The sequence below is a fragment of the Caballeronia sp. INML3B genome (assembly GCF_023631305.1).
Lineage (GTDB): Bacteria > Pseudomonadota > Gammaproteobacteria > Burkholderiales > Burkholderiaceae > Caballeronia > Caballeronia turbans.
On the sequence record NZ_JALQDI010000064.1, the window covers coordinates 18,399 to 44,465 of the forward strand.

Here is a 26,067-nt window from a genome sequence, read left to right on the forward strand (position 1 = left end):
ACTTGGGATCACCATGACGAACGCGATAAATCGCCGGCCGGCCAAACGTTCCAGCGCTGCTGCACCCGTCACTCCGCCTCCCGTCGCAGAAGAGCGGGAGCCACGCGGCGCGCGCCGCAAACGCGAGACACGTTCCCGTCTGCTCGACGCCGCCCTCAGGTTGATGGCCGAAAAGGGCATGGAGGGCGTCGCGATCAACGAAATCACCGAGGCCGCCGACGTCGGTTTCGGCTCGTTTTACAACCACTTCGAATCGAAGGAAGCGATCTACGCGACGCTCGTCGATAACGTGTTCGAAGAATTCGCGAACATGCTCGATCGCCTTGCGGGCGGCATTACCGACCCCGCAGAGGTGGTCGCCGTCTCTGTGCGCCACACTGTCCTGCGGGCGCGGCACGATCCGGTGTGGGGGCGTTTCCTGATCCGTGAAGGGTTTTCTGCGCGCGCGATGAGCCGCGGGCTGGGCCAGCGGCTACTGCGCGACATCGGCAACGGCATTGCCGCAAAACGGTTCGTCGTTGCCGACCCGTTTATCGGATTTCTCGCAGTGGGCGGCACGGTCCTCTGCGCGATCGCCGCCGAGCTGAACTTCGTCGCGCCTGGCGCGAACGCGGCGGGCGTGCTGAAAGAACTCGGCTTCAGCGGCGAGCACTTCCCGGAGCGCACGGCAGCGATGTTGCTGCAAACGCTCGGGCTAAAGCGCGCTGAGGCGGAAAAGATTGCGGCGCGGCCACTGCCCATCGTCGATGAAGCCGTCGAGGAAAATTGAGGATCGCGAAGCGAGCAAATCCGTTGGTCATGCTCTGGCAGGACTGACCAACGGCCGCGCGTACAATACCGTCGCGCCGCGCTCCGATGACGTGAACAGGCAGCGCAGCGTCCTCTGACACTCGTTTTCCGCAGCGGGGCGTCTGTCGTTGTATGTTCCAAACGCCTATCGTCTGGTTCGGGCTGAACGGCGAGGACGATCCGATCCGGCCAGATCGCCCTTGCACGTTCAACAATGCCGTCATTGCGTTGAAGTTTTCGTTGACGCAGCCGTCTGCTGAGCCGCGGGTAGTTCGCCCATCGCCTGGAACAATGCCGCTGTATCACTCATGCGCTGGGCCGCTGCGCGCGTGGCACCTATCTGGGCGTTGAGATACCTTGCCTCGGTAGCATGGGTTGCCGCCGAAGACAGTGAGCCCATGCGATGGCGCGACGCCGTATCGTCGAATGCCTCACGCGCGGCTTCTGTCGCGGCCTCGTTCGAAGCGAGCGTCTGCGCGTCGTTATCGAGCGCGGCAAGAGAATTCGCCACATCCTGGAAGGCAGAGAGCACCGTCGACTTGTAGTGCAATACAGCGGCGTCGTATGCGTCGATCGATGCGCGGCGCTGTGCGAACAGCGCGCCACCATGAAAGATCGGCTGCGAAAGGCCCGCGCCGATAGCCCACAGGCCGCCCGCGCCTGAGAGCACTGCTGGCCAGCTGAAGCCCCCGCGCCCCATCGATCCGGTTAGCGACAGGCTCGGAAAGAGTTGCGCGGTTGCAGCCCCCACGTCGGCCGCTGCTGCCTTGACGGCCGCGTCGGCGGCCCGGATATCCGGACGCGAGCGCAGCAGGTCCGAAGGCACGGCAACCGGTACATGCTCGGGCAGCGACAGGCTATCGAGATCGGGCACGCTCGGCGCGTTGTCCGGCGTGCGGCCGATCAACACCGCCAGCGCATGGATCGCGAGCGCGCGTTGCTGACGCAGCGCCGGCAGCGTCGCCGCGATGGCAGCGGCGTCCTGTTTCGACGCAAGCGCCTGTGCGCGCGAGACCGAGCCCAGCGCATAGCGCTGCTGATCCTCGTTTGCGGCATCGCCGGACACCGCAACGAGACGCTCGCTGAGCGCGATCTGCCGGTCGAGCGCCGCCACATTGATCGCGCTGCCGACGATGTTCGCGGCAAGCGCACGACGCGACGCCTCCAGTTCAAACGCCTGCGCGTTCACACGGGCCGCGCTCGCCGAATTCATATACCGCGTCTGGCCGAACAGGTCGAACGTGTAATGCGCGAGCAGTTGCCCGGCAAAGAAGTTGTATTGCACCTGCTCAGGGCCAAGCCCCGGCACGACGGGTGAACGCGCGCGCTCGACCTGCACGGCGCCGTCGATGGACGGCAGCGTCGATGCGCCCACCTGCGCGCGAAGTTCCTCTTGTGCTGCAGCAAGCGTGCGCTGCGTCGCCGCGAGCGTCGGACTGTTGCGCAAGCCTTCGTCGACGAGGGCATCGAGGCCGTCGGAACGGTAAAGATGCCACCATTGCGGAACCGCAGTTGCGCCGACATCGAATGTCTGTACGACACCACCCGCATCCGCGGTCTTCGACGGCTGCGCCTGGGCGCCATAGCGCGGGGGCGACGGCGTGGCCGGCGGCTCACCGCTGGGCCCGAACGAGCAAGCCGTCACAGTGAGTGCCGCGGCCACAGCCACCGCGGATGTCTTGTATGTAAAATTCATGATCAAACCTCCGCATGCTCGACGACGACGGGTTGCGCACTGCGCTCGTCGCGGCGCACCCTGAAGCACGTCGCGTAGAGCGCTGGCAAAAAGAACACCGTCAGCATGGTGGCGACGGTGATGCCGCCCATCAGTGCAGTCGCCATGGGTCCGAAGAAGCCCGAGCGAAGTAGCGGGATCAGCGCGAGCACGGCAGCGGCGGCCGTCAGCATGATGGGCCTGAAGCGCCGCACCGTTGCGCCGATAATGGCGTCGTAGCGCGCGTGCCCCGCCGCGATGTCCTGGTCGATCTGGTCGACCAGAATCACGGAGTTGCGCATGATGATGCCGAACATCGCAATCACACCGAGCAGCGCGACAAACCCGAACGGTTTGCCGAACAGCAGCAGTGCAGTCACCACCCCAATAAGCCCCAGCGGCGCCGTCAGCACGACGATAAACGTGCGCGCGAAGTTCTTTAGCTGGATCATCAGCAGCGTCAGCACGGCGATGATCATCAGCGGCATTTCCGCGTTGATCGACGTCTGGCCCTTCACGCTCTCTTCGACCGCTCCGCCCACCTCGATCCGATATCCGACAGGCAGCTTAGAGCGCACAGCGGTAAGTGCGCGCTCGATGTCGCGCGTGACGTCGATGCCCTGCGCGTCGCCGCGCACGTCCGCCTGCACGGTGATGGTCGGCTGGCGATCGCGCTCCCAGATCACGCCGTATTCCAACGTGTTGCGCACATGCCCGAGCGAGCCGAGCGGCACCGCGCCGTTCGGTGTCGGGATGGCGAGGCTCGTAAGCTTCGCGGGGTCGACGCGCTCGCTCTTCGGCGCACGTAGGTCGACATTGATCAGCTTGTCGCGCTCGCGATACTGCGTGACCGTGTAGCCGGACAACGTCATGGCGAGGAAGCTGGACACGTCCTCCGATGTGACGCCAAGCTGGCGGGCCCTGTTCTGGTCGATCTCGAACGAGATTGACCGTTCGGCCGGCTCGTCCCAGTCGAACTGGACGTTGCGCGTCCGTGAGTCGGCGCGGACCTTCTGCGCAACGGTGTCCGCCAGCGTGCGCACCGTTGCGATATCGTCACCGCTCACGCGGAACTTGATCGGGAAACCCACAGGCGGCCCGTTTTCGAGGCGCGCGACGCGTGTGCGCACGCCGGAAAAGTCCTTTTCCAGTTTCCCGTCGAGCCAGTGCATCAACGCCTCGCGCGTCTCCACGTCTTTGGCCGTGACGATGAACTGCGCGAAGTTGGGCTGCTGAAGCTGCTGGTCGAGCGGTAGATAGAATCGCGGCGCACCGGTGCCGACGAAGTCGACGAAGTGGTCGATCCCGTGCTTACCATCGAGAATTTTCTCCAAACGCTTTGATTCACGTAATGTCGCCTCGAACGAAGCACCTTCCGGGAGCCTCAGGTCGACGAGCAACTCCGGGCGCTCGGAGTTGGGGAAGAATTGCTGCGGGACCCGCGTGAACGCTCCCATCGCAATGACGAAGAGCACGGCGGTGACCCCGAGCACGACCCAGCGTCGGTCAATGCACAACGCGACCCAGCCCGACAGGCGCCGATAGAAGCCCGTGTTGTAGACGTCGTGTTCATGGTCGTGGCCGCCGCTCGCATGATCCTTGCGCTCCGGAAGCAGGTGAAACCCCAGCAACGGCACAAGCACGACGGCTGCGAACCACGAGACGACGAGCGAAATGGCCGAGACTTCGAAGATCGAGCGCGTGTACTCGCCCGTGCTCGATTTCGCAAGCGCAATCGGGAGGAAGCCCGAGACGGTCACAAGCGTGCCCGTCAGCATGGGGAATGCCGTACTCGTGTACGCAAAGGCCGCCGCGCGCACGCGGCTCCAACCCTGCTCGAGCTTCACGGCCATCATTTCGACGGCAATGATCGCGTCGTCGACGAGCAGCCCCAACGCGAGCACGAGCGTGCCAAGCGACACCTTGTCCAATCCAATGCCGAACAAGTGCATGCATAGCGCCGTCACTGCCAGGACGATCGGGATCGTGATGACGACGACCATGCCCGTTCGCAAGCCCAGCGAGATGAGGCTGACAACCAGCACGATCGCCACTGCTTCGCCAACCGCCTCGACGAAGTCGTCTACTGAATGCTTAACCGCATGCGGCATGCTTGAGACGGCCGCGAGTTTCAGACCCGCTGGCAATGAGCCCTGCAGTTCAGCCGTCCTCGCGTCCAGTGCCTTACCGAGATTGATGACGTCGCCGCCCTTTTGCATGGTCACGCCGATGCCGAGTACCGCTTGACCGCCGAGGCGCATTTGGGTAACTGGCGGATCGTCGTAACCGCGTTTGATCGTCGCAATGTCGCCGAGGCGGAACGCACGCTTGTTCACCGTGATCAGCATGTCCGCGAGCGCCTGCTCATCCTTGAAAGCGCCGCTCGGCCGTACAAACACACGGTCGTCCGCCGTCGTAATAGTGCCCACGGGTGCGACGGTGTTCTGCGCATCGATGGCCTGGGCGAGCTGCTGCGGCGTGATCGACAGTCGCGTCAGCTGCGCATTCGAAATTTCGACAAAGATGTGCTGATCGGGATCGCCGAAGTATTCGACCTTTGCCACGCCAGGCACGCGCAACAAGACGGTACGCAGCTTGTCTGCGTAGTCATGCAGTTGCGCGGGCGTGAAGCCGTCGCCTTCGAGCGCATAGATGTTCGTGTAGACGTCGCCGAACTCGTCGTTGAAGAATGGTCCTACCGCGCCTTTCGGAAGCGTTGCCCGTATGTCGCCCACCTTCTTGCGCACCTGATACCAGGTCTCGGGCACCTCCTTAACAGGCGCCGAGTCCTTCATCGCGAAGAAGATCATCGACTCGCCTGGGCGCGAATAGCTCTTGATATTGTCCACATAGGGGGCCGCCTGCAGTTGGCGACCGATCCGGTCCGTGATCTGTTCCTGCACGTCGCGGGACGCAGCGCCCGGCCAGTAGGTCTTGATGACCATCGTCCGAAAGGTGAACGGCGGATCTTCCGATTGTGCTAGCTGCGTATAACCGATCACACCAAAGAGCGTCATCAGACCGATCAGAAAGATCACAAGCTGCTGATGCCGCAGCGCCCAGGCAGACAGATTGAAACCGGTTCCGCCAGCGGCGGCATTATCAGAAGCATTCACGGGCGCGCTCGCGCGCGCGCTTTCATGGTCGCGCGCGTTCATGTCGGGAAGTTCTCCTGATGAAGCGGAGGCACCGCCTGCACCTGCTGGCCTGAACTCACGGCATGCACGCCTTGCAGAACGACCCGGTCGCCGTCATGCAGGCCCGAACTCACCGAGACCGTGCGCTCGTCATATCGCTCGATCGTGACCGGGCGCAGCTCGAGCGTATTGCTGCCGTTACGCACGACCCAGACGGCCGGATTCTCGCCCTTGTGAAAGAGCGCTGTCACCGGCAGTGTGAACGGCTCGCCCGAAGCGCTATCGTCGGCCACGTCGAACATCACATTTGCCGTCATGCCAAGGCGCACTTGCGGACCCGGTGCAGCCAGCGTCAACTTCACCCGCCATGTGCGGCTTTCGCTATCGGCCGCGGCCGACACCTCACGCACCCGCGCTTCGAGCGTCTTGCCCGGCAGCGCCGGCAATGTGACGCGCGCTCGTGCCCCGATCGTCAACGCGTTCAGTGCCCGTTCCGGCGCGTCACAGACGATGTCGACGTCGCCCGTCCAATCAACGTGATAGACGGCCTGCGTGGCCTGCATGTTCTGTCCGGTATCGGCATCCTCCGATGTGACCACACCGTCATGGTCAGCTGTCAGCGCCGTGTAGCGCAGTTGATCGGTCGCGAGCGCCATCTGGGCTCGCGCCGAATCGCGCTGCGCCAGAGCCGTCGCATAGGCATCCTGAGTCTGCTCTAGTTGCGCTGCGGCGATCAGGTTCGCGTGCGCCTGCGCCTGATCACGGTCAAGCTGCTGCTTGGCGAAGCTGAGCCGATGCTCGGCGGCGGCCAACAGTGCTCTTGCATTGGCAAGGTTGTTGCGCAGATCGGTTGGGTCAAGTAACGCAACCGTCTGCCCCGCCTTGACCGAATCGCCGATGCGCACTCGTCGCTCGATGATTTTGCCGCCCACGCGAAACGACAGGGGTGTGGAGTAACGGGCCTGGACCTGCGCAGGCAACGAGGCACTCGCGTTGTTCGCATCCGGATGAACCGCAAGGGCGACAACCGGTTTGGCTTCCGGCACGACGGCTTCACGCTGGTGGCATGCCGAAAGAAGGATTGCGCCGCACGCCGCGACGACAACGGGTAACCGGTGCGTCGACCGGAACAAGAAGGGTAACAAAGAGCGCGCCCGTTTTAGCGCGACGGGTCCGGATAGTTTCACGATGTTCACAAGGCAGGTGATGAGTCGAGGTAGAAATGCCAACAGCGCTGATCGGGCTAGCCGTGGCCGCGAGAAGCAAGCCTCGCCAGCAGAGCGAGAACAAGAAAGCTCCTGATGCGTCGCTGACTCGCTACAAGAACTCGAATTCAGCGAAGCCCCGCATTCGGCGAGAGATCGCACGCGGAACGCCCGGCCATTGCAAACTTTCTGCGCTACGGTCCCCGATCTTGGTATGTTCGGGTCCGGTAAAATGCGCTCATCAGATAACGGCGCCGCAGTTCCCGCAAAGCAGAAGCGAACACCGCGCTGGCAGGCAATGCAAGCAGAACGCCAAAGAAACCAAACAGCTCGCCAAAAGCAAGTAACGAGAAGATGACGGCAAGCGGATGCAGGCCAATGCGCTCGCCGACGAGCCGGGGCGTAAGAACGACGCTCTCCAAGATTTGCCCGACTCCATACACTACAATCACGGCTCCGAACCCGTACCAGTTTGCGAACTGCAGAAACGCAGCCAGAAGCGCCAATGCCAGCGCGGTCGCGAACCCGATGTAAGGGATGAACACGGCAAGCCCTGTGAGAAGACCGACGGGCAGTGCGACGTCCAACCCGGCGATCTTTAGCGCAACCGGATAAAACAGCGCGAGTATTCCGACGACGAGCAGTTGCCCGCGCAGATACTGCGACATCATCTGATCGATCTCCGCAATGAAATCCCGTGTTTTCGCGAGCCAGCGTCGCGGCACAAAGCTCTCTATGCGCTCGAACGCTTCATGCCGGTCATAGAGCAGGTAGAAAAGAACGAGGGGCACGAGCACCACATTCCCCGCGACGCTGACCATCAGGCTGCCGCTTGTGCGCAGATACTCCCAAGCCGAGGGAGCAGCGCCTTGCTCGCTTGCTGATAAACGTGCGGTTAAAGCCTCACGGATATTCGCCAGATTGACCGAGTAGTCAATTCCCAGTAAAGCCATCCGCGGTCTCAGAACGGCGTCGAGATTCTGCACCATTGAAGGAAGCTGCCTCGCAAGCTCAGGTCCTTCCTTTTGAAGGACAGCAAATACTAACAATGCGAACAACCCGATAAGCATTGCGATCAGAGAGATCATAAGCAGGGCGGCGAGGCCCCTGGGCGTGCGATGTCGAACTAGCCACTCCACGCCCGGCTGTAAAACGTACGCGATGATTGCACCGAGAAGAAACGGTGTTAGAACAGGACGCAATGCCCACAGCAAAACACCGGCCAACAAGGCTACGGCGCCCCAAAACAACGACTGGCGATGGTAAGTAGTCAAAGGTACTCTCATCCGGGTGCTAGCTGGTTGCGCTTCTTCGCCCGGGAACGTTGCATGCATGATCGCGCATGGTCCGCATAAATTACTTTGGCTTCCTAATAGTAGAAAGCGCCTCTCTGTCGAAACGATATGGTTTGGCTGCCCTTATTTGTTAAGGATGTCAGGCTTCCAGCGGTCGAAATCGGCCCAGCCCCCCCTAACTCCGGGGCAAAAGTTCAGTCATTTATCGTCTTCGTATTCGGGGCCGTGCTCAATGACCCACGATAAGAAGGCGACAGCAATAGTCCTTAAGCCCTTGCCGCACATGTTTGGCCCGTTAATCATGTTGAAGAACATAATGCCATCGCTGATACTCGCCATCCCGATCGCCAGTGCCTCTGTCTGTCCGCGCGACAATTCCGCTTTATTGGCCGCCCGTAGGCTCCGAATGCACTCACCCGTAGCGGCTAATCTCTGGTTTCGCAACGCATTGATGGGATCTCGGTACGCAGCATCCCTCGATGCTAGAAGAGCACCTTCTGCCCAAAGACTGAACGAATCGGGCCTGAGGGAATCGGTGAAACAGGCAGTGGCACGTTCCTTCACTTCATCGGACGTGCCGCCCTTCTTCGTGATCGCGTGCAAATTCAAACAAGTCCGTTCGCCGTCCCGCCGCAACAGCTCGATTAGCACTTCAGCCTTGCTCTCAAAGTTAAAGTAGAACGCACCACGCGAGTATCCGGCCTCCTCCGAGATGTCGTCCACGCTCGTTGCAGCCAACCCCTTACGTACGAACATTGTCTCGGCCGCGTCGAGCAGCCGTTCCCGCGTTCGCTCTTTGCGCTCCGCGCGTGTTAGGCGTTTCCGCTTCATAGCAACGGCTCTGGTTACAAACAGCTTGCTGCCACTGCCTTCAAACTGCACCTCTCTCGGAATACGCAGGTTGGAGCTCTCATCACGGGGGTAGTCCGCGCCTCCGTTTCGGAAGATTAAACCGCAAACTGATATCTATGTCAACAATGGGTTTAACGTCATACATGATTGAACGCTACACGCGCTGCTTTCGCGTTGAGGGGGCATGACCGAGAAGTCGCCTTGATACTTTTCGGCGATCGGCGACCCGCCTGCCCGCCTGGGCGTTTGGCTGCGTCTACGCTTCCGGGGTGCCAGCGGCCGCAGCGGTGCGCGCGGAGCGAACGTCGTCCAACGAAGCAACGCCAGCCGGAGAGACGTTGGCCGCTTGGTTCGCCGAGCGCTATGCGACCGCTTGCTTGAAGATGGACGACGAATGGATGGCATTGTCAGCGTCGCGCTGTGGCTCGGCCCTTACGCAAACTTCTTCCTATTCGTCACCTGCTCGTTCCTGCGAACGCGCTTGCCGCCGGCAGCATAATAAGAAACGTACACGGGCATGACGCGCTCGTGGTTGCAACGAACACCCGCTGTCGGTTTGCCGTCGCCGTCAGTCAGTCGTCGTGCCTGACGCGGGTCTCGTCGAGCACCGTATGAACGCCATCGAGCGAACGAACCGCCTCGTATGCGACCTTTTTCGCGGCCGCCGACGATACCGTGCCTCGGAGCGTGACGGTGCCGTCGGCGACGCGCATTTCGATATCGTCTGCCTCGATATCGGCCGCACGGCGCATGGCCGCGTGGATACCGGACGTCGCCTGCAATTGCATCTGCCGGTCACTGACCCGCAACAGGTTGACTATTCCGGTGATGCCTGTCAAATGCGCGACGACATGCTCCGCGAGTTTTCGCTGGAAGGACCACGGCATCTCGCCCGACAAGGTGACGCAGCCATGCTCTACCGCAACTTCAATCGCATCCGCAGGAAGGCACGCCTCCCATCTCAGCGCCACGCGCACATCCGACGCCAGCGCGGCATCCGTGCGCTGCGCTTCATGCGACAGTTCCACTACGATGCAGTCGTTTACGGAGTCAACGCCCGGCAGTGCGCCAGCGATCTCGCATATGACCCGCTTATTCGCGTAGCTTCTGACGCTTCCCCGAAGCGTCACGCGCCCGTCATGAACATCTACGATCACCGGTTCCGATGCAAGGTGCGCGTCCAGCCGAAGCGCATCGTCGATTGCGACGATCAGCGCGTTGTCGTTTTGGGGCGAGCCCTCTGCGCGCCGTTCTGCCGGCAGGGTTGAGCGGGGTGCGGAAACATTCGTCGGCGACATCGTCAGCGTGCTCATGTCAATCGTCCCACAACGCATTGATCAGACCGGCCGTGACAGCGAAGCGCATGCCGAGGCAGACATCAGTCGCCCGCGAACGGACCCACGAGTCCTTGACGTTGTCACGGTGAACCAGACTACCGCCGTCGAGCCAGACTCGTTTGATAAGGATCAATTGCAGCGCGCGCCGAGTCGCGACGTCGTCGCGCTCCTCGGCGCATCATCGCGCGCGCGGCGCTCGTCGGACGATGACGGTCAAGGCGTAACGAGCGGCCAGACATAGACTTCGTGAAGGCGAGTTTGCTCCGGGTCTCGGTCTTCGGTGCAGGGTGTATTCGTTCATCCCATAGCATGCGCAGCATCTCCGCCACGAGCGGGCCCGCGAACAGGCCAATGAGTCCGAACGCGGCAACGCCTCCGATGATACTGAGCAACGCCAGGGCGAACGGCATGCGCACCGCATTGCCGATGACCACCATGCGGATGACATTGTCGACCGAGCTGACCACCAGCGCGCCCCAAAGCAGCAGACCGATGCCGCCCCACAGATTTGCTTCCATGAGCAGCGCGACGCCGGTGGGCAGCCAAACGAAGAGCGCGCCGAACGGCACGAGCGCCGCGAATGCCGTCAGCAACGCAAGCAATAGCGGCTCATCGACGCCTGCCGCCCAGTAACCTATGCCGGCACACGCCGCTTGCCCGATTGCAGTGAGGGGAACCCCGATTAGCACCGCGCGCGTCACGCTGCGAAGTACCGCGACGTAGGCTTCGAGCCTTGGACCTATAAGCGGTTCCAGTAACCGACGTACCTTCGCAATCAGCGATTCACCATGCCGATAAGTGAAATAGAGCGCAATGAAAGTAAAGCCGAAGTGCAGCACATTGCGGCCTGCCAGGCGGCCCGCCTTCGACAGGGCGCTCAACCATCCGTCGCCTGGAAATGCGACATCTTTCCTCAAGGCTGGCGCGTCGCGTATCAGCTCGGATAGTCTCGCGCCGACGACCGGAACATCCGCGACAACTGAGGCAAGCCGCTTCGGCTCCCCGCCGCTCCACGCGACGAATCGATTAGCGACTTCGACGACCTCGCGGGTCAACGGCACTCCAATGGCAATCGTCGATCCGACGATGACCAGCGCGACCGAGACGGTCATCATCAGCGCGCTCAACGACGCGCCGCCGCGCATGCCCTTACGCATGAATATGTACAAGGGCCACGTTGCATAGGCAAGAAGGAATGCCCACAAGACCGGGCCGATGAATGGGCGGACCAGCAGTGCTCCCAACGCGAGGATCACGATTGGGGCAAACCACGATGCATTCGACGCATCCGTTCGCTTTTTCATTTCGCTATTGCCGCTATATCGCCGCTATCGGAGCGGAGCGTCGGGTTGAGTGTCAGCGCCGATATGAACCTGACGCGCCGCTTAGCAGAAATCTGACGCAAGACGGTGCAGGCGAACCGGCCAGTTGGTCCGCCTTCCATCCATCATGATGCGATCGCAAGCTGCGCCGATCTGATCTAGATCAACCTCCCCGACGCGGGCGCAATCAAGATGGTGCTATCGCATACAGAAGGGCACGCCGAGACGACTGCCCGATATACGAACATGGAACCCACTGAAGATAAGGCCGAGGCCTATCGGCCGCGACGAGTACTGATCGCCCTCGACACGTCGCCTGCATCGGAGAACGCGCTTCGCTACGCTTGCAGCTTCGTCTCACCCGGCACGTTCGTGCGTCTTGTCAGCGTGGTCGATAACCCGTATGTACCGCTGCCGCTTCCGGACAGAATCCCGCTTTCACTCGACTCGGTCCGCCGCGATCTGATCGAAAGCGGCCGCGAAATGCTGCGTCACGCCCAGGCGCAATTCGCCGGGCATGGACTTCATGCCGATACCGAGCTTGTCGAATTATCGAAGCAAGGTGGGGACGTCGTGCATGCGATCGCTGAAGTAGCGACGAAGTGGAATGCGGATCTGCTGGTCATCGGTGCGCGTCAGCATCACGGATTGCTGCGCTGGATCGAAGGCAACGTAGCCGAGCCGCTGACCGCCAATGTCAAGCTGCCTCTCCTGATCGTTCCGGAGTCTTTCGCAGCGACGGATGAGAAAGGTCCGCGGCGCATTCTCTTCGCTGTCGACGGCAGCACCGAGGTCGTTCCGGCGCTTCGCGTGGGCGCGAAGTTCGCGACATCGGAAACTTGCATAAAAACGATCTACGTCATCGACAAAGCCGCGCGGTTCGACAATCCTCTGCCCTTTGCCTTGTTCGAAGAAGCATTCATGGCAGAAGGCAAGTCGGCCATGACGATCGCGCGACGCGTGCTCGATCACGTTCCCGGACACAAAACCGCTGAGATCGTGAGCACCAGCCAGTGCAGGGACGATATCGCTCATACAATCGTGCGCGAGGCGAACGCGTGGCGTGCCGACCTGCTCGTCATGGGCACGCATGGCCGGCGCGGAGCCGCGCGCTGGGTGCTCGGCAGCGTTGCGCGCCGCGTGGTGGGCATCACGTGCACACCGCTATTGCTCGTCAACTCCGCATTCGGCTAAGTGCTGCACGTTGCTCAGGCGCTGTCATCGAGTGCATGAAAAAGCTCGTCCTCCTGCGCGCAGTGCAGGCGGACGACGGCATCGAGGACGTACAGCAGTCGCTGCAACTCTCGTACGCACCGTTCGTCCGGTCCGTCTGCCGGAAGATCGGCCGCTATGCGCCGTAACACGTGAACAGTGCGAAAGATCTCCGCGTGAGTGCCGGCCATCGCCGCCATGGGGTCTTCACCGCCGAGCCGCCTGGCGAGGTCTGGATACAGACGGATATCGTCCTCCTTCTCGTGCGCCAGCAGAACACGCACCAGGAGTTCGTTGATTCTTTCCAGCTCCGCCGAGACTGCTTGCCTCGGAAGCCCAGGCAAACCTTCAGCGAGACGCCTGATTTCACCCAATACCGGTTCGAGTCCGAGGTGGGCGGCTCGCAGGCGCTCCGCATCGCCTCGCGGCAGCGCATGCTGGCGCGACCTGGACTTCATGTGCAGGACACGAAGCGCGTTTGCGATCACGGCGATGTCTATCACTTCCTGCAACACAGCGCCGTACGGTGGACTCAGGTAACCGAGCGCTGCCACGATCATGGCAGCGATCGACAATCCCATGCCCGCCGCCGCACTTTGTACGGCGATGTGCTGGCATCGTCTGGCGATTTCCAGGCCCTCCACGAGGCGGTCGAGCCGATCGGTCAGCAGCACGATGTCAGCAGCCTGCGCGGAGGCCGCGGCACCCCGCGCGCCCATTGCTACGCCGATATCGGCGGCCGCGAGCGCGGGCGCATCGTTGACGCCGTCGCCGACCATGACGACCACACCCTCCGCGCGGGCAGAACGGATCAAAGAGAGCTTGTCGCCGGGCGTCTGTTCGGCATGGACTTCGTCGACGCCCAGACTCGCGCCGATGCAGTCCGCGACATCCTTCCGGTCGCCCGTCAGCATGGCGATTCGCCTGATGCCTGCGCGTCTGAGCAAGCGCAATGCACGGGGCGTATCCAGCCGGATGGGATCGGCGAGCCTGAGTGCGCCGACCATCACGCCGTCCACGTCCACAAAGACGGCCGAACCGCCTTCATGACCGAGATGGCGCAGGACCGCAGCGCTCCACGGCGCAGCTTGCGCCCGGGCGACTGCATGCGCGAATGAACCGATGACCACGACCTTGCCATCGACTGTGCCGATCACGCCCGCTCCTGGACACTCGGTGACCTGCGACGGCGCAACGAGCGAGAGGCCGCGCTCGCGTGCCGCCACCGTGAGCGCTTCTGCCACGACATGTGCCGACGCCTGCGCCAGCGAAGCGGCCAGTTGCAAAACGAGTTCGGGTTCGATGCCGGGACTGCTCTCGATCGAGACGAGCCGGGCGCGTCCGCTCGTCAGCGTGCCAGTCTTGTCGAAGAAAAGGATCTGTGCTCGCGCCAGACGTTCAATGGCGTCGCCGCTCTTGACCAGTACGCCGCGCCTGGCGCAAGCGGACATACCCGAAACGATCGCAATGGGCACGGCGAGTAACAGCGGGCAAGGCGTCGCGACGACCAGAACGGCCAGCGCGCGGATCACGTCGCCGGTCAAGATCCAGCATGCGCCCGCGACGACGATCGTGAGCGGAACGAAGAATATCGCGTATCGATCCGCGAGACGCGCGGTCGGACTGCGCGCCTGTTGCGCCGCTTCGACCATACGGATGATGCCGGAGAACGTGCTGTCACGCGCCGCCGCTGTCGCGATCATTTCGAACGGCGCGCCCGCGTTCAACACGCCGCTTTGAATGAGCTCGCCGGCGCCTCGCGGCCGTATGGCCGCCTCGCCGGTAAGCGCCGACTCATCGAGTTCCGCTTCCTGTTTGAGCGTGCCGTCTACCGGCACCCGCTCTCCGGCCCGGACGAGCAAGCGGTCTCCCGTGCGAATCGCCTCCGGATCGACCTGACGCCATTCTCCCGCTTCGTACCGGTGCCCATAGTTCGGCGCAAGCGTGAGCAACGCCGTCATCTCGGCGCCCGCACGCGCCTGCCCGAACGCTTCGAGCGCCCTTCCGCCTGCCACCATCAGCGAGATGACTGCCGCGGTGAAATATTCGCCGGTAAGAGCAGCGACGCCCATCGAGAGCAGCGCGAGGACATCGACGCCCGCCTCGCGCCGACGCAACTTTTGTGCGGTCGATAAGCACAAGATCGCGAACGATGGCGCCACGCACGCAAGCCAGAGCGCGTGCGCGATGGCGATCCGCCCCGCCGTGAACAGGCCTGCTCCGGCCGCAAGCCCGAGCGCAACGACACCGACGACGTAAAAGTGAAGTGAGGACGATCTGCTCGACATGACATTCGACGCTTGCTCTCGTCGACAGGAGGGTTCGAGTGCGGGGCTTCTCTTCAAAGAGCGGCAGGCGTGCCATCGACTCGCGTTCGATGCGCCGGGTGAGTTCACCGAGCCTCGCCGAAGTTTCGACGGGCAATGGGTCTGCATGATCGGTCCGTTGGATTCGGGCCAGCATAAGCCTGAGCGCAGGCAATTCGTTGATGTGAGTCAAGCGAGAGTGGGAGCGCGTTCGAGCGTAGCGGTACCGTCAGGCGCATGCGGACTGATCCAGATCAATCGCGATGTCACGCGAGGTGAAAGAATCAGTCAACTCCCTCTCATCGGATGCTTTCATCGGCGAGCATGCAATCATGGTCAGACCGCTCTTTCGCATCGGCGCCGTGCTGAATGCACCGGCACCGCGTCCGCTCGACACGGCGCCGAACGCCGTCATCGTTCTTCCCCGGCCGCTGCGCTTCGGCGGCATGCCCTTGCTGGATGCGCTCGCCGCGCGCCGGACCTCACGGGAATTCTCGGATGAAGCCATCAATCTCGATGTGCTCGGCGAGTTGCTGTGGGCCGCCAATGGCATCAACCGCGACGCGGAGGGCGGCCGTACGGCGCCGTCCGCGCTCGGCGGCTATGAGATCGATATCTACGTGCTGCTTGCCACGGGCTCGTATCGGTATGACCCGGACGCACACCGGCTCGTGCTCGCCGCGCCGTTCGATCTGCGCGCAACGACGGGATACCAAGACTTCCTCTCGAATGCGCCCGTCGATCTCGTCTATGTCGCCGATCTGAACCGCATGCAGGACGTGCCCGCCCGCCAGCGCGAGAGCTTCGCGTATGCAAGCGCCGGCGCGATCGTGCAGAACGTCTATCTGTATTGCGCTTCGGTGGGGCTGGCCGTGGGTGCTCGTGGCTGGATGAACCGCACGGCGCTCGCGGCCAATCTGAAGCTGCCGGTCGGGTCGAGCCCCTTGCTGGCGCAGACGGTCGGACACTTCGCGCACGCTCATCGAAGCCCATGAATGGTCGCACTGGAGCCACTATGAACGACACAACCGAACGCGCCGCACTACACGTGATCCGTCTCGATCACAAGCGGCTTGCCTCCGTCACCGAGACCATGCTCGACTTCGTCCGCATGCTCGGCGAGGGCGGCTCTCCGCCCGATCCCATCGTGCTGCGCGCAATGCTTTACTACATCCGCGAGTATCCGGAACAGTTCCATCACCCGATGGAAGACCGCTTCCTCTTCGCTGCGCTAAGAAGCCGCACGGACGACTTCGACGACGTGCTGGACGAACTGCAATGCGAGCATATCGAAGGCGACGTGCGCCTGCGCAATCTCGAGCACGCGCTCACCCGTTTCGAGTTGAAGGGCGAAGCCGTGCTGCTTGGTCTGCGCACGCTGATGGAGCAATACGTCGACTTTTGCGCGAACCACAGGCGCGTCGAGGAGACGGTCATCATTCCTGCCGCCGAACGTTTTCTGACTGAAGCCGACTGGGCATGCCTCGATGCGGCCGTCGAGCGCCGTCTGGACCCGTTCGGCGAGGCGACTTTCGAAGGCGAGAGCCTGGCGAGCCTCTATCGTCTGATCGCCAATGCGGTGCCCGCTGTCGCTGAAGCACATCAGAACGCGTGAGCACGATGTTCGAGCCTGCGATCGCGTCATTGCGTGAGCCAGAGGCGGATCGGCGCCGCCCGGTTCGGCACGCCCGCTCTCACGTGACCCGGACGCTCGGCGCGTTCGTATGCGTGAGTGTGTGCGGCCCCTGCCTCGCGTTCACGACGCCGGAACCTTTCGGGCTCGTCGACGCGCAGCGCTGCATGTTTTGCCATAAGGTCGACACGGCTTTCCGCGCGCCCTCGTTCCAGCAGATTGCCGACCGCTACCGCGACGTGCCCGGCGCAAGCGACATGCTGGAAAAAAAACTGCGCCAGGGCGGCGAGGCGCACTGGGGAAACATGGCGATGCCCTCCGCAGCCGGGCGAGGCGGCGGCCCCCTTTCGAGGGAAGACGCACACAAGCTCGTTCAGTGGGTGCTGAGCCAATGAAGCGGACGACATCATGACCCGCACAGCAGATTGTGAGGCTCTCATGACCTTCAAGACGATCGTCGTGCAACTCGATACGGGCACGCACGCGAAGCACCGGCTCGACGCCGCAGTCGCGCTCGCCGAACGCTTCGATGCCCATCTGTACGGCGTGTACTCCGAATTCACGCTCGATCCGCGCTTCTACTACCAGGCGGATCGCCAGCACCGCTACGAGGTGCCGCTTGCGGATCTATGCCGCGAGCGGCGCGAGCGCGCCGAGCACATGTTCCGCGTGCGCCTCGCGTCGACCAAAGTGGAGCACGACTGGCGGGCAAGCGAAATGACCGGAGGATCTTCGGTCATCGATCATGCGCGCTGCGCCGATCTCACCATCGTGGGACAACATGATCCGGACGAGCCCGACGCCTATCTCGCCGACCGCTTTCCCGAAAGCACGATCATGGGTGCGGGCGGCCCGGTACTGGTTTGGCCCTGCAAGAACTCGCCGAGCCCGCTCGGTGCGACGGCGGTCATCGCATGGGACGGCAGCCGGGAAGCCGCGCGCGCCGCTTACGATGCACTGCCGTTGCTCTCAAGGGCGAGGCGCGTGGACATCGTATCTATCCGCACTGACCGAGACCCGCCGCTCGGCGACGGGCGCGCCGCGTCGGACCTCGCGCGAAGCCTGATCCGGCACGCGGTTCGCGCGAACGTCATCGAACTCTCCGTCCCGCGGGGCGCACATGTCGAGGAGGCATTGACCTCCTATCTGAAATCGCAGAGCGCGCGACTGCTCGTCATGGGCGCATTTCACCATGGCCGCGTGCGCGAAACACTCCTTGGCGGCTTCACGCGGGCCGTGCTCCGCGAAGCCGAGCTTCCGGTCCTGATGTCGTACTGACCGGACGGACCCGTCGCCTTCAACGAAGCAGATCGGCAAGCGTCAAGTGAATGGGCGCGTTGCTCGGACCCAGCTCGCCGAGCTTGCGGGCCGCGACGAACAGAAAGTGCTCCGGGTCGGCCATGAAGAGATTCTTCATGCTTGCTTCGTCGAGATGCCTGACCTGCAACAACTCGCGAAACACGTCGCCCTCGACGCGGAAGGTCTGCGGTCTTCCGTCCAGACTGCCGGTGAATTGGACGCAGCCGCCCTCGCAACATACCGGTGCGTCGAGCGTTAATTCCTGAATCATGGATGCACTCCTCGGCTCGTAGCCAATCGCACGGCGCGCGATGACGCCGTGCCCACGCAAGCTCAGATGCCCGGCATGATCGGGTACGGGATGGTGTGATCCTCCACCCGCTTGACGCCCGGAATGCTCTCCGACGCGATGCGCATGGCATCCAGTTGATCGCTCGACCAGACAGTGCCCCACAGATGCACCACGCCATCGCGCACGACGATATTGCGCCCCGGGAACGCCCAGCCGCGTCCGGCGAGCTCGCCCATGAGCATTGCGCGGATTTCCGCATCGCTCGTCGCGGGAGCCCGCGGCTCAACGAACGCGGAAGCCAGCGCCTGCACGAGATTCGAACGGCTCACGATGCCCACGACGCGCCCTTCGCGCAACACAGGCACGCGCTTGATGTGATGGCTTTCGAGCACCGAAGCAATCTCGGTGAGCGATGCGTCCTCGCTGACACAGATGGGGTCGCGACTCATGATCTCGCCCACCTTGCGCGCGTGCGACCTGATGTAGTCTTCCGCGCCGCTATCCGAGCCCAGCATCTCGAGCCACCAGGACCGGCGAGACGGCGTCTTCTCGGTATCGATCTCCTCGCGATGGAGCAGGTCGCCCTCGCTGATCATGCCGACGACATGCTGTTCCTGATCGACGACAGGTGCGGCGCTGATACGGTGCTTCGTCAGCAACATCGCCAGTTCGTGCACCGTCGTATCGGGCGTCACGGAAACGACAGAGGTAGTCATTACGTCGCGTGCTTGCATCTTCATCTCCAGGCGGCTAAGTGATCGGAACATGAGGGAAAGTCGTCTTTCGACACATCCATCACGCACTTTCTCGCGTGCGTGGTTCACGATACCGCGCGCGCTCTGCACGCCGTTGACATGCATCAACTGCTTGCAACTCGATCGTGCTGGTCGCGAACCAGCATCGAGGGAATCTTCGCGAGGCTCGCCACCCGGTTGGCGACGCTGCCAACGAACGCTCGCATCACGCCACGTCTGCCGTGCGTTCCCAGCACGATGAGATCGGCGTTCCAGCGTTCGGCTTCGCGCAGCAGCGCATGAGAGACATCGTCGGCGCTGATGTCCGTGCTGATCAGATCGACCGACACGTGCGAGCGTGTGACGTTGGGCGCAGATGCCAGCCGCCCTGCCGCCGCTGCGATCGCCGACTCGCCTTCCTTGACGAACGCGTCCTCGAGCGCGGTCACGGGTACGAAATCGCTGTAACGTACCGCGCGATCGACGACATAGACCACACGTATCCGCGTGTCAGGCGTCGCAAGCGCGGCACCGAGGTTCACCGCCGCGAGCGACGTCGGACTGCCATCGACCGCGAACAGAATCCGATGAATGCCAGCGTCGCGCGCGGCGTCGTAACCCGCAGGCACCGCGATCATCGCGCAAGGTGCAAGCTGGCTCAGCCTGTCTGTCACGGACGGATCGAGCCACCTCACGAGACCGTGATGTTGCCGGGTACCCAGGATCATGAGATCCGCGTGCTCTGCCTGTGCGGCTCTTGCGAGCGCATGCGCAACATCGCCGCCCTCTTTCGCGAGATCGATCACCCGTGCTCGCACGGAGGCGGTCGCGCCCGCGAGCGCACTGCTCGACTCGGCAATCGCGCATTTCGCATCTTCCACCAGCTCTTTGTGCGCAGCGCCGAAATCAAGCCCGGCGAGCGCCGCGTGGGGTGCGAGCAGATGCGGGTCGAGTGCCACAGCGGCAATCGTGAGTTGGGTGTCAGGCCGTAAGAAATGCCGCGCAAAAGCGGCGGCGCAGCGAGACGCGTCGGAGGAATCGACGCAAAGAACGACGCGCCTGAAGCCGCCAGCGCGCGCCGGCGTGTCCTTGTCTGCTTCCATAACTTACCTCCCGGCGCGGCCCGCGGATTCGATTCGCACCGCCTACCGCTCGCTATGACACGACGCCTGACGCAGATCAAGCCAATGCGGCGTATCGCGTTCGGCATGTTTCATTGACTCGTGTCGAATCGCCCTCGCCTGACGCGCGTACCCAGCCGGTCATGTCTAAAAGATGGCGCCTCCAATGGCGCGACAATGCAAGGCATTCAGTTGAATTCGAGGTTATCCACCGAGCGGCCACTGGCTGCATCGAATCGAATCCGGCTAGACGTTGATCGTATGGGTGGCCTTTAGACGAATCCACGCCATGCCTTCGCGCAGCCCGGCAATTACGGCTTCACGTTCGTTATCGAAGGTGCTCGCGTGCCTGAAGCGATGCATGAAGCGGCCACCCTCCACGTTGCGCTGCTCGACGCTGATCGAACATTCGACACCTCGGGGCGTTTGCTCCGTGCAGCAGGTGACGGTCCAATCGGCATCGTCTATGGATCCCTTGAGCGACATGGCGGTTCTCCCTTGGATAAAGCGAATATCAGTTGTCATGCCGCGCCCGTTTCATCGTTCCGGCGTAGAAGCATCGGGCGCTTCAATCATTCCGTTGCCTGCAGCGAGCCCGACACGCCGATGCTAAGCGCAGCGCGCAGCGCGGCCTTGAGCCAGGTCAATGAATGACGCATCTGTTTTCGCGATGCCATCGTTTGATTTGAGTCAACGGAGATCTGCTCCACGATCCGCAGAATCTCCCCATGCAGGCCAGCGCGCAGCGGAAGCGCCGGCAACCGGATCGAACCGACGAGCAGGAAGTGGTCCTCTGGAAGGACACCGGACGGTGCTGCGCGATGACGATACCCGTGCTCATGTCCCACTGAACCGCACCTCTTTCACCTTTCGAGGAGCCCCCCATGTACACCCGCATACTCGCGCCGATCGACGGTAGCGTCACTTCCGCGCACGCCTTCGATGAAGCCATCAAAATCGCGCGAGCGAACGGCGCCGAGCTGCAGCCGCTCTATGTCGTCGATTTGCAGCCGATCGCGTATGACGCCGCCGCTACCTTCTATCCCGACATGCGCGAAGCGCTTCTCGAAGAGGGCCGGCGCCTCGGCGCGCAAGCCGTCGAGCGCATGGTGCGCGAAGGCGTGAAAGGCACGCCGCGCATCAGCGAAGTCGAGCTGACCGGCGATGACATCGCGGAACGCATCCTGCGCTGTGCCGAGGATTTCGGCGCCGACCTCGTCGTCATGGGTACGCATGGCCGGCGCGGCTGGCGGCGCCTGGTGCTGGGCAGCGTCGCCGAGCGTTTCATGCGAATTGCACATTGTCCCGTGATGCTCGTGCCGGGACGCGAGGCCGAAGAGGACGCGCAACGCCGGGAGCAAACCGCAGAAACTGCCGACTGATCCCGGCGGCGCGCGCGTCGACCCTATAATTAATTCGCACTTCCCTTACTGCGCAGCTTCACGACACGCAAGCACGGACCGCCGAAGCGTATGAGCGAAAACGAAGGTCGAAGTCCCGCGCAAGCGAACGGCCAGCACGTTCGACGAGCCTCGTCGCGCGAAGCAACCGGGCAAGCACTGCTGGCGGGAGCGACACTCTTCGGCGTGTGCTGGATCGGCGTTCAATACCTGCCTTCGATTTGTACGCTGTCTGTCGCAGCACGGGCGTGGCTGCTGGCGGCCGCCGCGATCTGCGCCCTGCTGCTTGCGAGCGCCATCCTTCTACTTTCCACGCAACGCGTCAGGCGGGCGAGCGCCGGTTCGACAACCGTGAGCCACACGCGGCTCGACGGCATCATCCGGTCTACGACGGACGCCATCATCACAGTCGATTCGACGCAACGTATTGTCCTGTTCAATCCCATGGCCGAACGCGTGTTCCGGTGCGCGGCGAGCGACGCGATCGGCGGGCCGCTGTCGCGCTTCATCCCCGAGCGTTACCGGTCGGCGCATGAGCACCAGGTCCGGCACTTCGGAAGCACGGGGGTATCGGATCGTCAGATGGGCCCGCAGCGCGTGCTATACGGCCTGCGCGCCGACGGCGAGGAGTTTCCCATCGAGGCATCGATATCGCAGGTCGAAGATGACGACGGCAAGCTGTTCACCGTGATTCTTCGCGATGTCACCGAGCGCGTGAAGGCCGAGGCCGAGCTTCAGCGTTCGCGCGAAGAATTGCGCGCGCTCTCGGCCAATCTCCAGCAAGTACGCGAGCAGGAAAAGAGCCGCGTCGCACGCGACTTGCACGATGATCTCGGGCAAACGCTGAGCGCGCTCAAAATGAATATATTCGCGCTGCACGCACAGCTTGGCGCGCACACACTGCTGAATGAAGACGTTGCCGCTCAGTTTCAGCACATGGTTGGGCTTATCGACCGCAACATCGCCTCGCTCAGACGCATCGCATCGGATCAGCGGCCCGTCATGCTGGACGACCTGGGGTTATCGGCTGCCATCGACTGGCTTGTCGATGATTTCATCCGGCGCCACGGCATCGACGTGAGGCACAATCTCGATACCGGCGATCTCGCGTTCAACGCGGATGCCGCAACCGCGGTCTTCCGTATCATCGAGGAGGCGTTTGCGAATATCGTGCGACACGCCCGCGCGAGCCGCGTCGAAGTGTCGCTCAACGCCGATGCTGCCAACTGCGTGCTGCGCGTGGGCGACGACGGCATCGGCGCCTCGTCCTTGCCGGCCGCGAACGGCAAATCGTTCGGCTTGATCGGGGTGCGTGAACGCGCGCATGCACTGGGCGGGCGCGTGTTCATCGATTCGACGCCCGAGTGCGGCTTCGTGCTGACAGTCGTCCTGCCACGCGAAGCGGTGGCGGAGAGGGAATCGCAACCATGACTACAAGAGTGCTGATTGCGGACGATCACGCGATGGTGCGCGACGGCCTGCGCCACATTCTCGGCAACGCGAGTGGTTTCGAGGTGGCCGGTGAAGCCTGCGACGCGGCGAGCACACTCGCGCTGGTGCGCTCGACGCCGGCGCAGGTGCTGGTGCTCGATCTGTCCATGCCGGGCCGCAGCGGCATCGACCTCCTCAAGCAGATCAAGGATGAAAGGCCCGCGCTACGCATTCTCGTACTCACCATGCATGCCGAACAGCAATACGCCGCCCGGGCATTCAAGGGCGGTGCGTCGGGGTATCTGACGAAGGAAAGCGCGAGCGCGGAATTACTGGCTGCCGTCACCAAGGTCGCCGCGGGCGGCGTGTACGTGAGCCTCTCGATGGCCGAGCGCCTCGCGCAAAGCCTGACCGAGCCTGCCGACGCGCTGCCCCATCAACGCTTGTCGGACCGGGAGTTCGAGGTGTTTCAGCGGCTTTGCGCGGGCGAGTCCATCAACCAGATCGGCGAGGCGCTGTCCGTGAGCGCGAAGACCATCAGCACATACAAGGCGCGCATTCTCGAGAAAATGCAGATGCCGCACGAGGCCGCCCTCGTGCGCTATGCCGTGCGCCACAAGCTTTTCGACGACGATAACGACGACGCGTAAGCGTTCGCTCGTCAGGATTTCCCTACACGCCTGCCGAAATCCCTACCGAACTTTCCGCCGCCGCCGATTTAATTTCGAGACAGCGCGGCCAATAATTCGACGCATGGAATCATCCGCCGCGCATCGAGACGCCGACTTCCCCGGCATCCGCCTCGCGCGCGCGAACCCCGGTTCGACAGGAGACACACCATGTTCCCAGTGAGCGAAGGCCGATCCATCCTCCGACAATCCGAAGCGCCGGTCCCGCGCCGCACTTTCCAGATCGCGGATAGCTCGGAAACACGCAAGGGTGCGCGCTGTTCGACCTGCTCGATGCAGCACGTGTGTATGCCGAGCGGTCTCTCGTCGGATGAATACGAGCGGCTCGACGCGATCATCTGCTCGACCCGGACCGTGCGGCGCGGTGAGACGCTCTATCGATCCGGGGATGCCTTTCAGAGCGTCTACGCCGTGCGTAGCGGCTGCTTCAAAACCGTCGTCATGCATCGTGACGGCAACGAGCAAGTCACGGGCTTTCACCTGGCAGGCGACGCGCTCGGGCTCGACGGAGTCAGCTCGGATCACCACGGGTGCGACGCGATCGCGCTCGAAGACAGCGTCGTCTGCATCATCCCCTTCGACTTGCTCGAACTGCTTTGCCGCGAGGTCAAGACGATCCAGCATCACGTGCATCGACTGATGAGCAGCGAGATCGTGCGCGAATCCAACCTCATGATGCTCCTCGGCACGATGACGGCCGAGCAACGCGTCGCGGCTTTCCTGCTCAACATCTCGACGCGCATGAAGGCGCGAGGCTATTCCCCCGCACAGTTTCTGTTGCGCATGACACGCGAGGAGATCGGCAGCTATCTGGGCCTCAAGCTGGAGACGGTGAGCCGCATGTTCTCCAAACTGCAAAAGGCCGGCGTGGTCGATGCGCGCGGCAAGGAAGTGCGGATACTGGATCAGGCAGGGCTCGAAAGGGTGTGAGCGGCGGATCTGTGTCTGCACGCCTGGCGGAATGTCGGCCGCACACTGAAACCGTCACCTGACCGGGCGCGTCCGATGCGTGCCCGCAGCAGCGCCTCCACTGCTGAACCGGAAGTATCCGCTGCGAAGCACGACCGGTCTGCAGCCGACGCTGGTCAGCAATTGTTCTGCTGCCCCTTCTATGACGGCGCGGTTCATCTCGAACGCGCGTTGGAGGTCGTCCTCGCGCGAGGACGCTGCGCCGAAATGATCCTGGAGCGCTTCCGCCGATATGGTGCATTCAATGCGCGTGTCGTCCACGAGCGCCCAGAACATGAGCGCGGGCTCATCGCCGAGATACGCGGGCGCCTGGATTGGAAAGCTGATGTTCATGATCGCGCTTCCTCGCGGATGTCGGCTCGTACACCACTCAGTGTTTGCGTTCGACCCATGACCGGCGTTGACTCAGATCAACGCCCGCGAGAGAAGCACCCGCATGATCAATGTGTGAACACTTCTCTCACCGATCATGCACACTCACCGCTTTCTCGGTCATCGCGCGCGATCCGATGGCCCGCGCGTTCACGCCCGACATGTCGCACTGGGTGCGCTTCTTGCCGCACTGCTGCTCATCGCATCGCGCGCGCTCGCCCAGCCCGAACCGAGCGCACTCATCGACCAGCAGCATTGCATGTTCTGCCACACCAACGATGCGCCTTTCCTCGCTCCATCGTTTCAGGAGATCGCCAACCGCTACCGCGACGACCCACGCGCGCACATCATGCTCGAACACAAACTGCGCGTCGGCGGTCGTGCGCATTGGGGAAACATGGCCATGCCCTCGCCCGCGGAGCGTGGCGGCCCGCTCTCGCCTGAAGACGCCCATACGTTAGTCGAGTGGGTATTGCGTCATTGACCACTTCGCAGGAGACCGTTATGCGAATCACCATCAAGCTCGACGCTTTTAATCGAGAAGCCGAATCGGCGTTTGCGGTGCTATGGCTCGATAAGGAACGCGGACGCTGGTCGCGGGAAGCGCATGACCGCATCGAGCTGCCATCATGGGGAACGTGGGAACTCACGCCGGGCGGCACCCTGCTGCGCGGTCCCGACGTTTCTGCTCCTGTCGCCATGCTCGAGGGCCTGGTGCTCGCGGCGCGGCAAGTAGTGTCCGGCACCGCGGAACTTGTGACGTGCGAGCGCGGACGAGCCGTAGTCTTTGCCTGCGGCGACTCAAACGCGCCTCGTGCCCCGAACGCAGGGTATTGGCACATCCAGTGCGTCGACAGCGAAACTACGCTTGCTGAACACGAGATCTTTTCCGACGAGCCCGACGTCCTGGGTGAAGGAAGCGCACAGACACGCGGTCCCGGCCCATTCGCAACGTGAG

26 protein-coding genes are annotated in these 26,067 nt (G+C 62.8%); 12 read left to right on the forward strand and 14 right to left on the reverse strand.

The features are described 5' to 3' along the window. Positions 1–13 precede the first annotated feature (13 nt). Positions 14–769: a TetR/AcrR family transcriptional regulator gene (locus tag NCS58_RS27455; RefSeq protein ID WP_061120916.1), complete on the forward strand. Its 756-nt coding sequence runs from the start codon at positions 14–16 to the stop codon at positions 767–769. A gap of 240 nt (positions 770–1,009) precedes the next feature. Here the strand turns inward: NCS58_RS27455 and NCS58_RS27460 are convergent, their stop codons facing one another. From NCS58_RS27460 to NCS58_RS27490, 7 genes are all read right to left on the reverse strand, one after another. Next, a complete protein-coding gene (locus tag NCS58_RS27460) occupies positions 1,010–2,485 on the reverse strand; it encodes an efflux transporter outer membrane subunit (protein ID WP_061120915.1) in 1,476 nt (491 codons plus the stop codon). Positions 2,486–2,487: 2 nt separating this feature from the next. Beyond that, a complete protein-coding gene (locus NCS58_RS27465; RefSeq protein WP_061120914.1) occupies positions 2,488–5,661 on the reverse strand; it encodes an efflux RND transporter permease subunit in 3,174 nt (1,057 codons plus the stop codon). After that, positions 5,658–6,836: an efflux RND transporter periplasmic adaptor subunit gene (locus NCS58_RS27470; RefSeq protein WP_061120913.1), complete on the reverse strand. Its 1,179-nt coding sequence runs from the start codon at positions 6,834–6,836 to the stop codon at positions 5,658–5,660. Before NCS58_RS27470 ends, NCS58_RS27465 begins: the two co-directional genes overlap by 4 nt. Before the next feature lie 203 nt (positions 6,837–7,039). Next, entirely contained in the window at positions 7,040–8,131 is a 1,092-nt protein-coding gene (locus NCS58_RS27475; protein ID WP_061120935.1) for an AI-2E family transporter, read from the reverse strand. A 207-nt stretch (positions 8,132–8,338) separates the two neighbouring features. Beyond that, entirely contained in the window at positions 8,339–8,971 is a 633-nt protein-coding gene (locus NCS58_RS27480) for a TetR/AcrR family transcriptional regulator (protein ID WP_061120912.1), read from the reverse strand. A gap of 593 nt (positions 8,972–9,564) precedes the next feature. Next, positions 9,565–10,305: a BON domain-containing protein gene (locus tag NCS58_RS27485; protein ID WP_061120911.1), complete on the reverse strand. Its 741-nt coding sequence runs from the start codon at positions 10,303–10,305 to the stop codon at positions 9,565–9,567. A 119-nt stretch (positions 10,306–10,424) separates the two neighbouring features. Further along, a complete protein-coding gene (locus NCS58_RS27490; RefSeq protein WP_086961487.1) occupies positions 10,425–11,633 on the reverse strand; it encodes an AI-2E family transporter in 1,209 nt (402 codons plus the stop codon). Positions 11,634–11,897: 264 nt separating this feature from the next. Between NCS58_RS27490 and NCS58_RS27495 the strand changes: the two genes are divergently transcribed. Further along, entirely contained in the window at positions 11,898–12,845 is a 948-nt protein-coding gene (locus NCS58_RS27495) for a universal stress protein (RefSeq protein ID WP_250478024.1), read from the forward strand. A 14-nt stretch (positions 12,846–12,859) separates the two neighbouring features. Here NCS58_RS27495 and NCS58_RS27500 read toward each other — a convergent pair whose 3' ends face one another. Next, complete coding sequence (locus NCS58_RS27500) at positions 12,860–15,151, reverse strand: heavy metal translocating P-type ATPase (protein WP_250478025.1); 2,292 nt, start codon at positions 15,149–15,151, stop codon at positions 12,860–12,862. Between the two features lie 350 nt (positions 15,152–15,501). Here NCS58_RS27500 and NCS58_RS27505 point away from each other — a divergent pair, with 350 nt between their 5' ends. From NCS58_RS27505 to NCS58_RS27520, 4 genes are all read left to right on the forward strand, one after another. Continuing rightward, a complete protein-coding gene (locus NCS58_RS27505) occupies positions 15,502–16,164 on the forward strand; it encodes a nitroreductase family protein (protein WP_061120934.1) in 663 nt (220 codons plus the stop codon). A 20-nt stretch (positions 16,165–16,184) separates the two neighbouring features. Beyond that, positions 16,185–16,784 carry a hemerythrin domain-containing protein gene (locus NCS58_RS27510; protein ID WP_061120907.1) on the forward strand — a complete coding sequence of 200 codons (600 nt, stop codon included), beginning with the start codon at positions 16,185–16,187 and terminating at the stop codon, positions 16,782–16,784. A 113-nt stretch (positions 16,785–16,897) separates the two neighbouring features. Continuing rightward, the gene (locus NCS58_RS27515) at positions 16,898–17,197 is read left to right on the forward strand and encodes a c-type cytochrome (RefSeq protein WP_061120933.1); all 300 of its coding nucleotides are present in this window, start codon (positions 16,898–16,900) and stop codon (positions 17,195–17,197) included. A 43-nt stretch (positions 17,198–17,240) separates the two neighbouring features. Continuing rightward, positions 17,241–18,080: a universal stress protein gene (locus NCS58_RS27520; RefSeq protein ID WP_061120906.1), complete on the forward strand. Its 840-nt coding sequence runs from the start codon at positions 17,241–17,243 to the stop codon at positions 18,078–18,080. Between the two features lie 19 nt (positions 18,081–18,099). Here the strand turns inward: NCS58_RS27520 and NCS58_RS27525 are convergent, their stop codons facing one another. From NCS58_RS27525 to NCS58_RS27545, 5 genes are all read right to left on the reverse strand, one after another. After that, a complete protein-coding gene (locus NCS58_RS27525; protein ID WP_143756424.1) occupies positions 18,100–18,372 on the reverse strand; it encodes a hypothetical protein in 273 nt (90 codons plus the stop codon). A gap of 62 nt (positions 18,373–18,434) precedes the next feature. After that, the gene (locus tag NCS58_RS27530) at positions 18,435–19,127 is read right to left on the reverse strand and encodes a CBS domain-containing protein (protein ID WP_061120932.1); all 693 of its coding nucleotides are present in this window, start codon (positions 19,125–19,127) and stop codon (positions 18,435–18,437) included. Between the two features lie 125 nt (positions 19,128–19,252). Then, positions 19,253–20,230, reverse strand: coding sequence for a universal stress protein (locus NCS58_RS27535; protein WP_061120904.1), 978 nt, complete (start codon positions 20,228–20,230; stop codon positions 19,253–19,255). Between the two features lie 264 nt (positions 20,231–20,494). Continuing rightward, entirely contained in the window at positions 20,495–20,734 is a 240-nt protein-coding gene (locus NCS58_RS27540; protein ID WP_061120903.1) for a hypothetical protein, read from the reverse strand. A gap of 86 nt (positions 20,735–20,820) precedes the next feature. Then, complete coding sequence (locus NCS58_RS27545) at positions 20,821–21,096, reverse strand: hypothetical protein (RefSeq protein WP_143756423.1); 276 nt, start codon at positions 21,094–21,096, stop codon at positions 20,821–20,823. A 36-nt stretch (positions 21,097–21,132) separates the two neighbouring features. Between NCS58_RS27545 and NCS58_RS27550 the strand changes: the two genes are divergently transcribed. The 4 genes from NCS58_RS27550 to fnr all read left to right on the forward strand — a co-directional run bounded on the left by NCS58_RS27550 (position 21,133) and on the right by fnr (position 24,698). Next, positions 21,133–21,630: a universal stress protein gene (locus NCS58_RS27550; protein WP_061120901.1), complete on the forward strand. Its 498-nt coding sequence runs from the start codon at positions 21,133–21,135 to the stop codon at positions 21,628–21,630. A 90-nt stretch (positions 21,631–21,720) separates the two neighbouring features. Continuing rightward, on the forward strand, positions 21,721–23,079 hold the full coding sequence (locus NCS58_RS27555; protein WP_086961483.1) for a PAS domain-containing sensor histidine kinase: 1,359 nt from the start codon (positions 21,721–21,723) through the stop codon (positions 23,077–23,079). Continuing rightward, positions 23,076–23,729, forward strand: coding sequence for a response regulator transcription factor (locus NCS58_RS27560; protein WP_061120900.1), 654 nt, complete (start codon positions 23,076–23,078; stop codon positions 23,727–23,729). The genes NCS58_RS27555 and NCS58_RS27560 overlap by 4 nt, the downstream gene beginning before the upstream one ends. 189 nt (positions 23,730–23,918) lie before the next feature. Further along, a complete protein-coding gene (fnr, locus tag NCS58_RS27565; RefSeq protein WP_061120899.1) occupies positions 23,919–24,698 on the forward strand; it encodes a fumarate/nitrate reduction transcriptional regulator Fnr in 780 nt (259 codons plus the stop codon). Between the two features lie 54 nt (positions 24,699–24,752). Here fnr and NCS58_RS27570 read toward each other — a convergent pair whose 3' ends face one another. Then, a complete protein-coding gene (locus NCS58_RS27570) occupies positions 24,753–25,070 on the reverse strand; it encodes a DUF1488 domain-containing protein (protein WP_061120898.1) in 318 nt (105 codons plus the stop codon). A 136-nt stretch (positions 25,071–25,206) separates the two neighbouring features. Between NCS58_RS27570 and NCS58_RS27575 the strand changes: the two genes are divergently transcribed. Both NCS58_RS27575 and NCS58_RS27580 read left to right on the forward strand, forming a co-directional pair. Further along, positions 25,207–25,593 (forward strand): c-type cytochrome, encoded by a 387-nt coding sequence (locus tag NCS58_RS27575; protein WP_311765936.1) that lies wholly within the window; start codon positions 25,207–25,209, stop codon positions 25,591–25,593. A gap of 20 nt (positions 25,594–25,613) precedes the next feature. Continuing rightward, the gene (locus NCS58_RS27580; RefSeq protein WP_061120896.1) at positions 25,614–26,066 is read left to right on the forward strand and encodes a DUF3564 family protein; all 453 of its coding nucleotides are present in this window, start codon (positions 25,614–25,616) and stop codon (positions 26,064–26,066) included. Position 26,067 lies beyond the last annotated feature (1 nt).

What these genes read in the sequence shown, in the direction of transcription:
- NCS58_RS27455 (WP_061120916.1), top strand. Translation starts at nt 14, where the DNA reads ATGACGAACGCGATAAATCGCCGGCCGGCCAAACGTTCCAGCGCTGCT.
- NCS58_RS27460 (WP_061120915.1), bottom strand. Translation starts at nt 2,485, where the DNA reads ATGAATTTTACATACAAGACATCCGCGGTGGCTGTGGCCGCGGCACTC.
- NCS58_RS27465 (WP_061120914.1), bottom strand. Translation starts at nt 5,661, where the DNA reads ATGAACGCGCGCGACCATGAAAGCGCGCGCGCGAGCGCGCCCGTGAAT.
- NCS58_RS27475 (WP_061120935.1), bottom strand. Translation starts at nt 8,131, where the DNA reads ATGAGAGTACCTTTGACTACTTACCATCGCCAGTCGTTGTTTTGGGGC.
- NCS58_RS27480 (WP_061120912.1), bottom strand. Translation starts at nt 8,971, where the DNA reads ATGAAGCGGAAACGCCTAACACGCGCGGAGCGCAAAGAGCGAACGCGG.
- NCS58_RS27485 (WP_061120911.1), bottom strand. Translation starts at nt 10,305, where the DNA reads ATGAGCACGCTGACGATGTCGCCGACGAATGTTTCCGCACCCCGCTCA.
- NCS58_RS27490 (WP_086961487.1), bottom strand. Translation starts at nt 11,633, where the DNA reads ATGAAAAAGCGAACGGATGCGTCGAATGCATCGTGGTTTGCCCCAATC.
- NCS58_RS27495 (WP_250478024.1), top strand. Translation starts at nt 11,898, where the DNA reads ATGGAACCCACTGAAGATAAGGCCGAGGCCTATCGGCCGCGACGAGTA.
- NCS58_RS27500 (WP_250478025.1), bottom strand. Translation starts at nt 15,151, where the DNA reads ATGTCGAGCAGATCGTCCTCACTTCACTTTTACGTCGTCGGTGTCGTT.
- NCS58_RS27505 (WP_061120934.1), top strand. Translation starts at nt 15,502, where the DNA reads ATGGTCAGACCGCTCTTTCGCATCGGCGCCGTGCTGAATGCACCGGCA.
- NCS58_RS27510 (WP_061120907.1), top strand. Translation starts at nt 16,185, where the DNA reads ATGAACGACACAACCGAACGCGCCGCACTACACGTGATCCGTCTCGAT.
- NCS58_RS27520 (WP_061120906.1), top strand. Translation starts at nt 17,241, where the DNA reads ATGACCTTCAAGACGATCGTCGTGCAACTCGATACGGGCACGCACGCG.
- NCS58_RS27525 (WP_143756424.1), bottom strand. Translation starts at nt 18,372, where the DNA reads ATGATTCAGGAATTAACGCTCGACGCACCGGTATGTTGCGAGGGCGGC.
- NCS58_RS27530 (WP_061120932.1), bottom strand. Translation starts at nt 19,127, where the DNA reads ATGCAAGCACGCGACGTAATGACTACCTCTGTCGTTTCCGTGACGCCC.
- NCS58_RS27535 (WP_061120904.1), bottom strand. Translation starts at nt 20,230, where the DNA reads ATGGAAGCAGACAAGGACACGCCGGCGCGCGCTGGCGGCTTCAGGCGC.
- NCS58_RS27540 (WP_061120903.1), bottom strand. Translation starts at nt 20,734, where the DNA reads ATGTCGCTCAAGGGATCCATAGACGATGCCGATTGGACCGTCACCTGC.
- NCS58_RS27550 (WP_061120901.1), top strand. Translation starts at nt 21,133, where the DNA reads ATGTACACCCGCATACTCGCGCCGATCGACGGTAGCGTCACTTCCGCG.
- NCS58_RS27555 (WP_086961483.1), top strand. Translation starts at nt 21,721, where the DNA reads ATGAGCGAAAACGAAGGTCGAAGTCCCGCGCAAGCGAACGGCCAGCAC.
- NCS58_RS27560 (WP_061120900.1), top strand. Translation starts at nt 23,076, where the DNA reads ATGACTACAAGAGTGCTGATTGCGGACGATCACGCGATGGTGCGCGAC.
- fnr (WP_061120899.1), top strand. Translation starts at nt 23,919, where the DNA reads ATGTTCCCAGTGAGCGAAGGCCGATCCATCCTCCGACAATCCGAAGCG.
- NCS58_RS27570 (WP_061120898.1), bottom strand. Translation starts at nt 25,070, where the DNA reads ATGAACATCAGCTTTCCAATCCAGGCGCCCGCGTATCTCGGCGATGAG.
- NCS58_RS27575 (WP_311765936.1), top strand. Translation starts at nt 25,207, where the DNA reads ATGCACACTCACCGCTTTCTCGGTCATCGCGCGCGATCCGATGGCCCG.
- NCS58_RS27580 (WP_061120896.1), top strand. Translation starts at nt 25,614, where the DNA reads ATGCGAATCACCATCAAGCTCGACGCTTTTAATCGAGAAGCCGAATCG.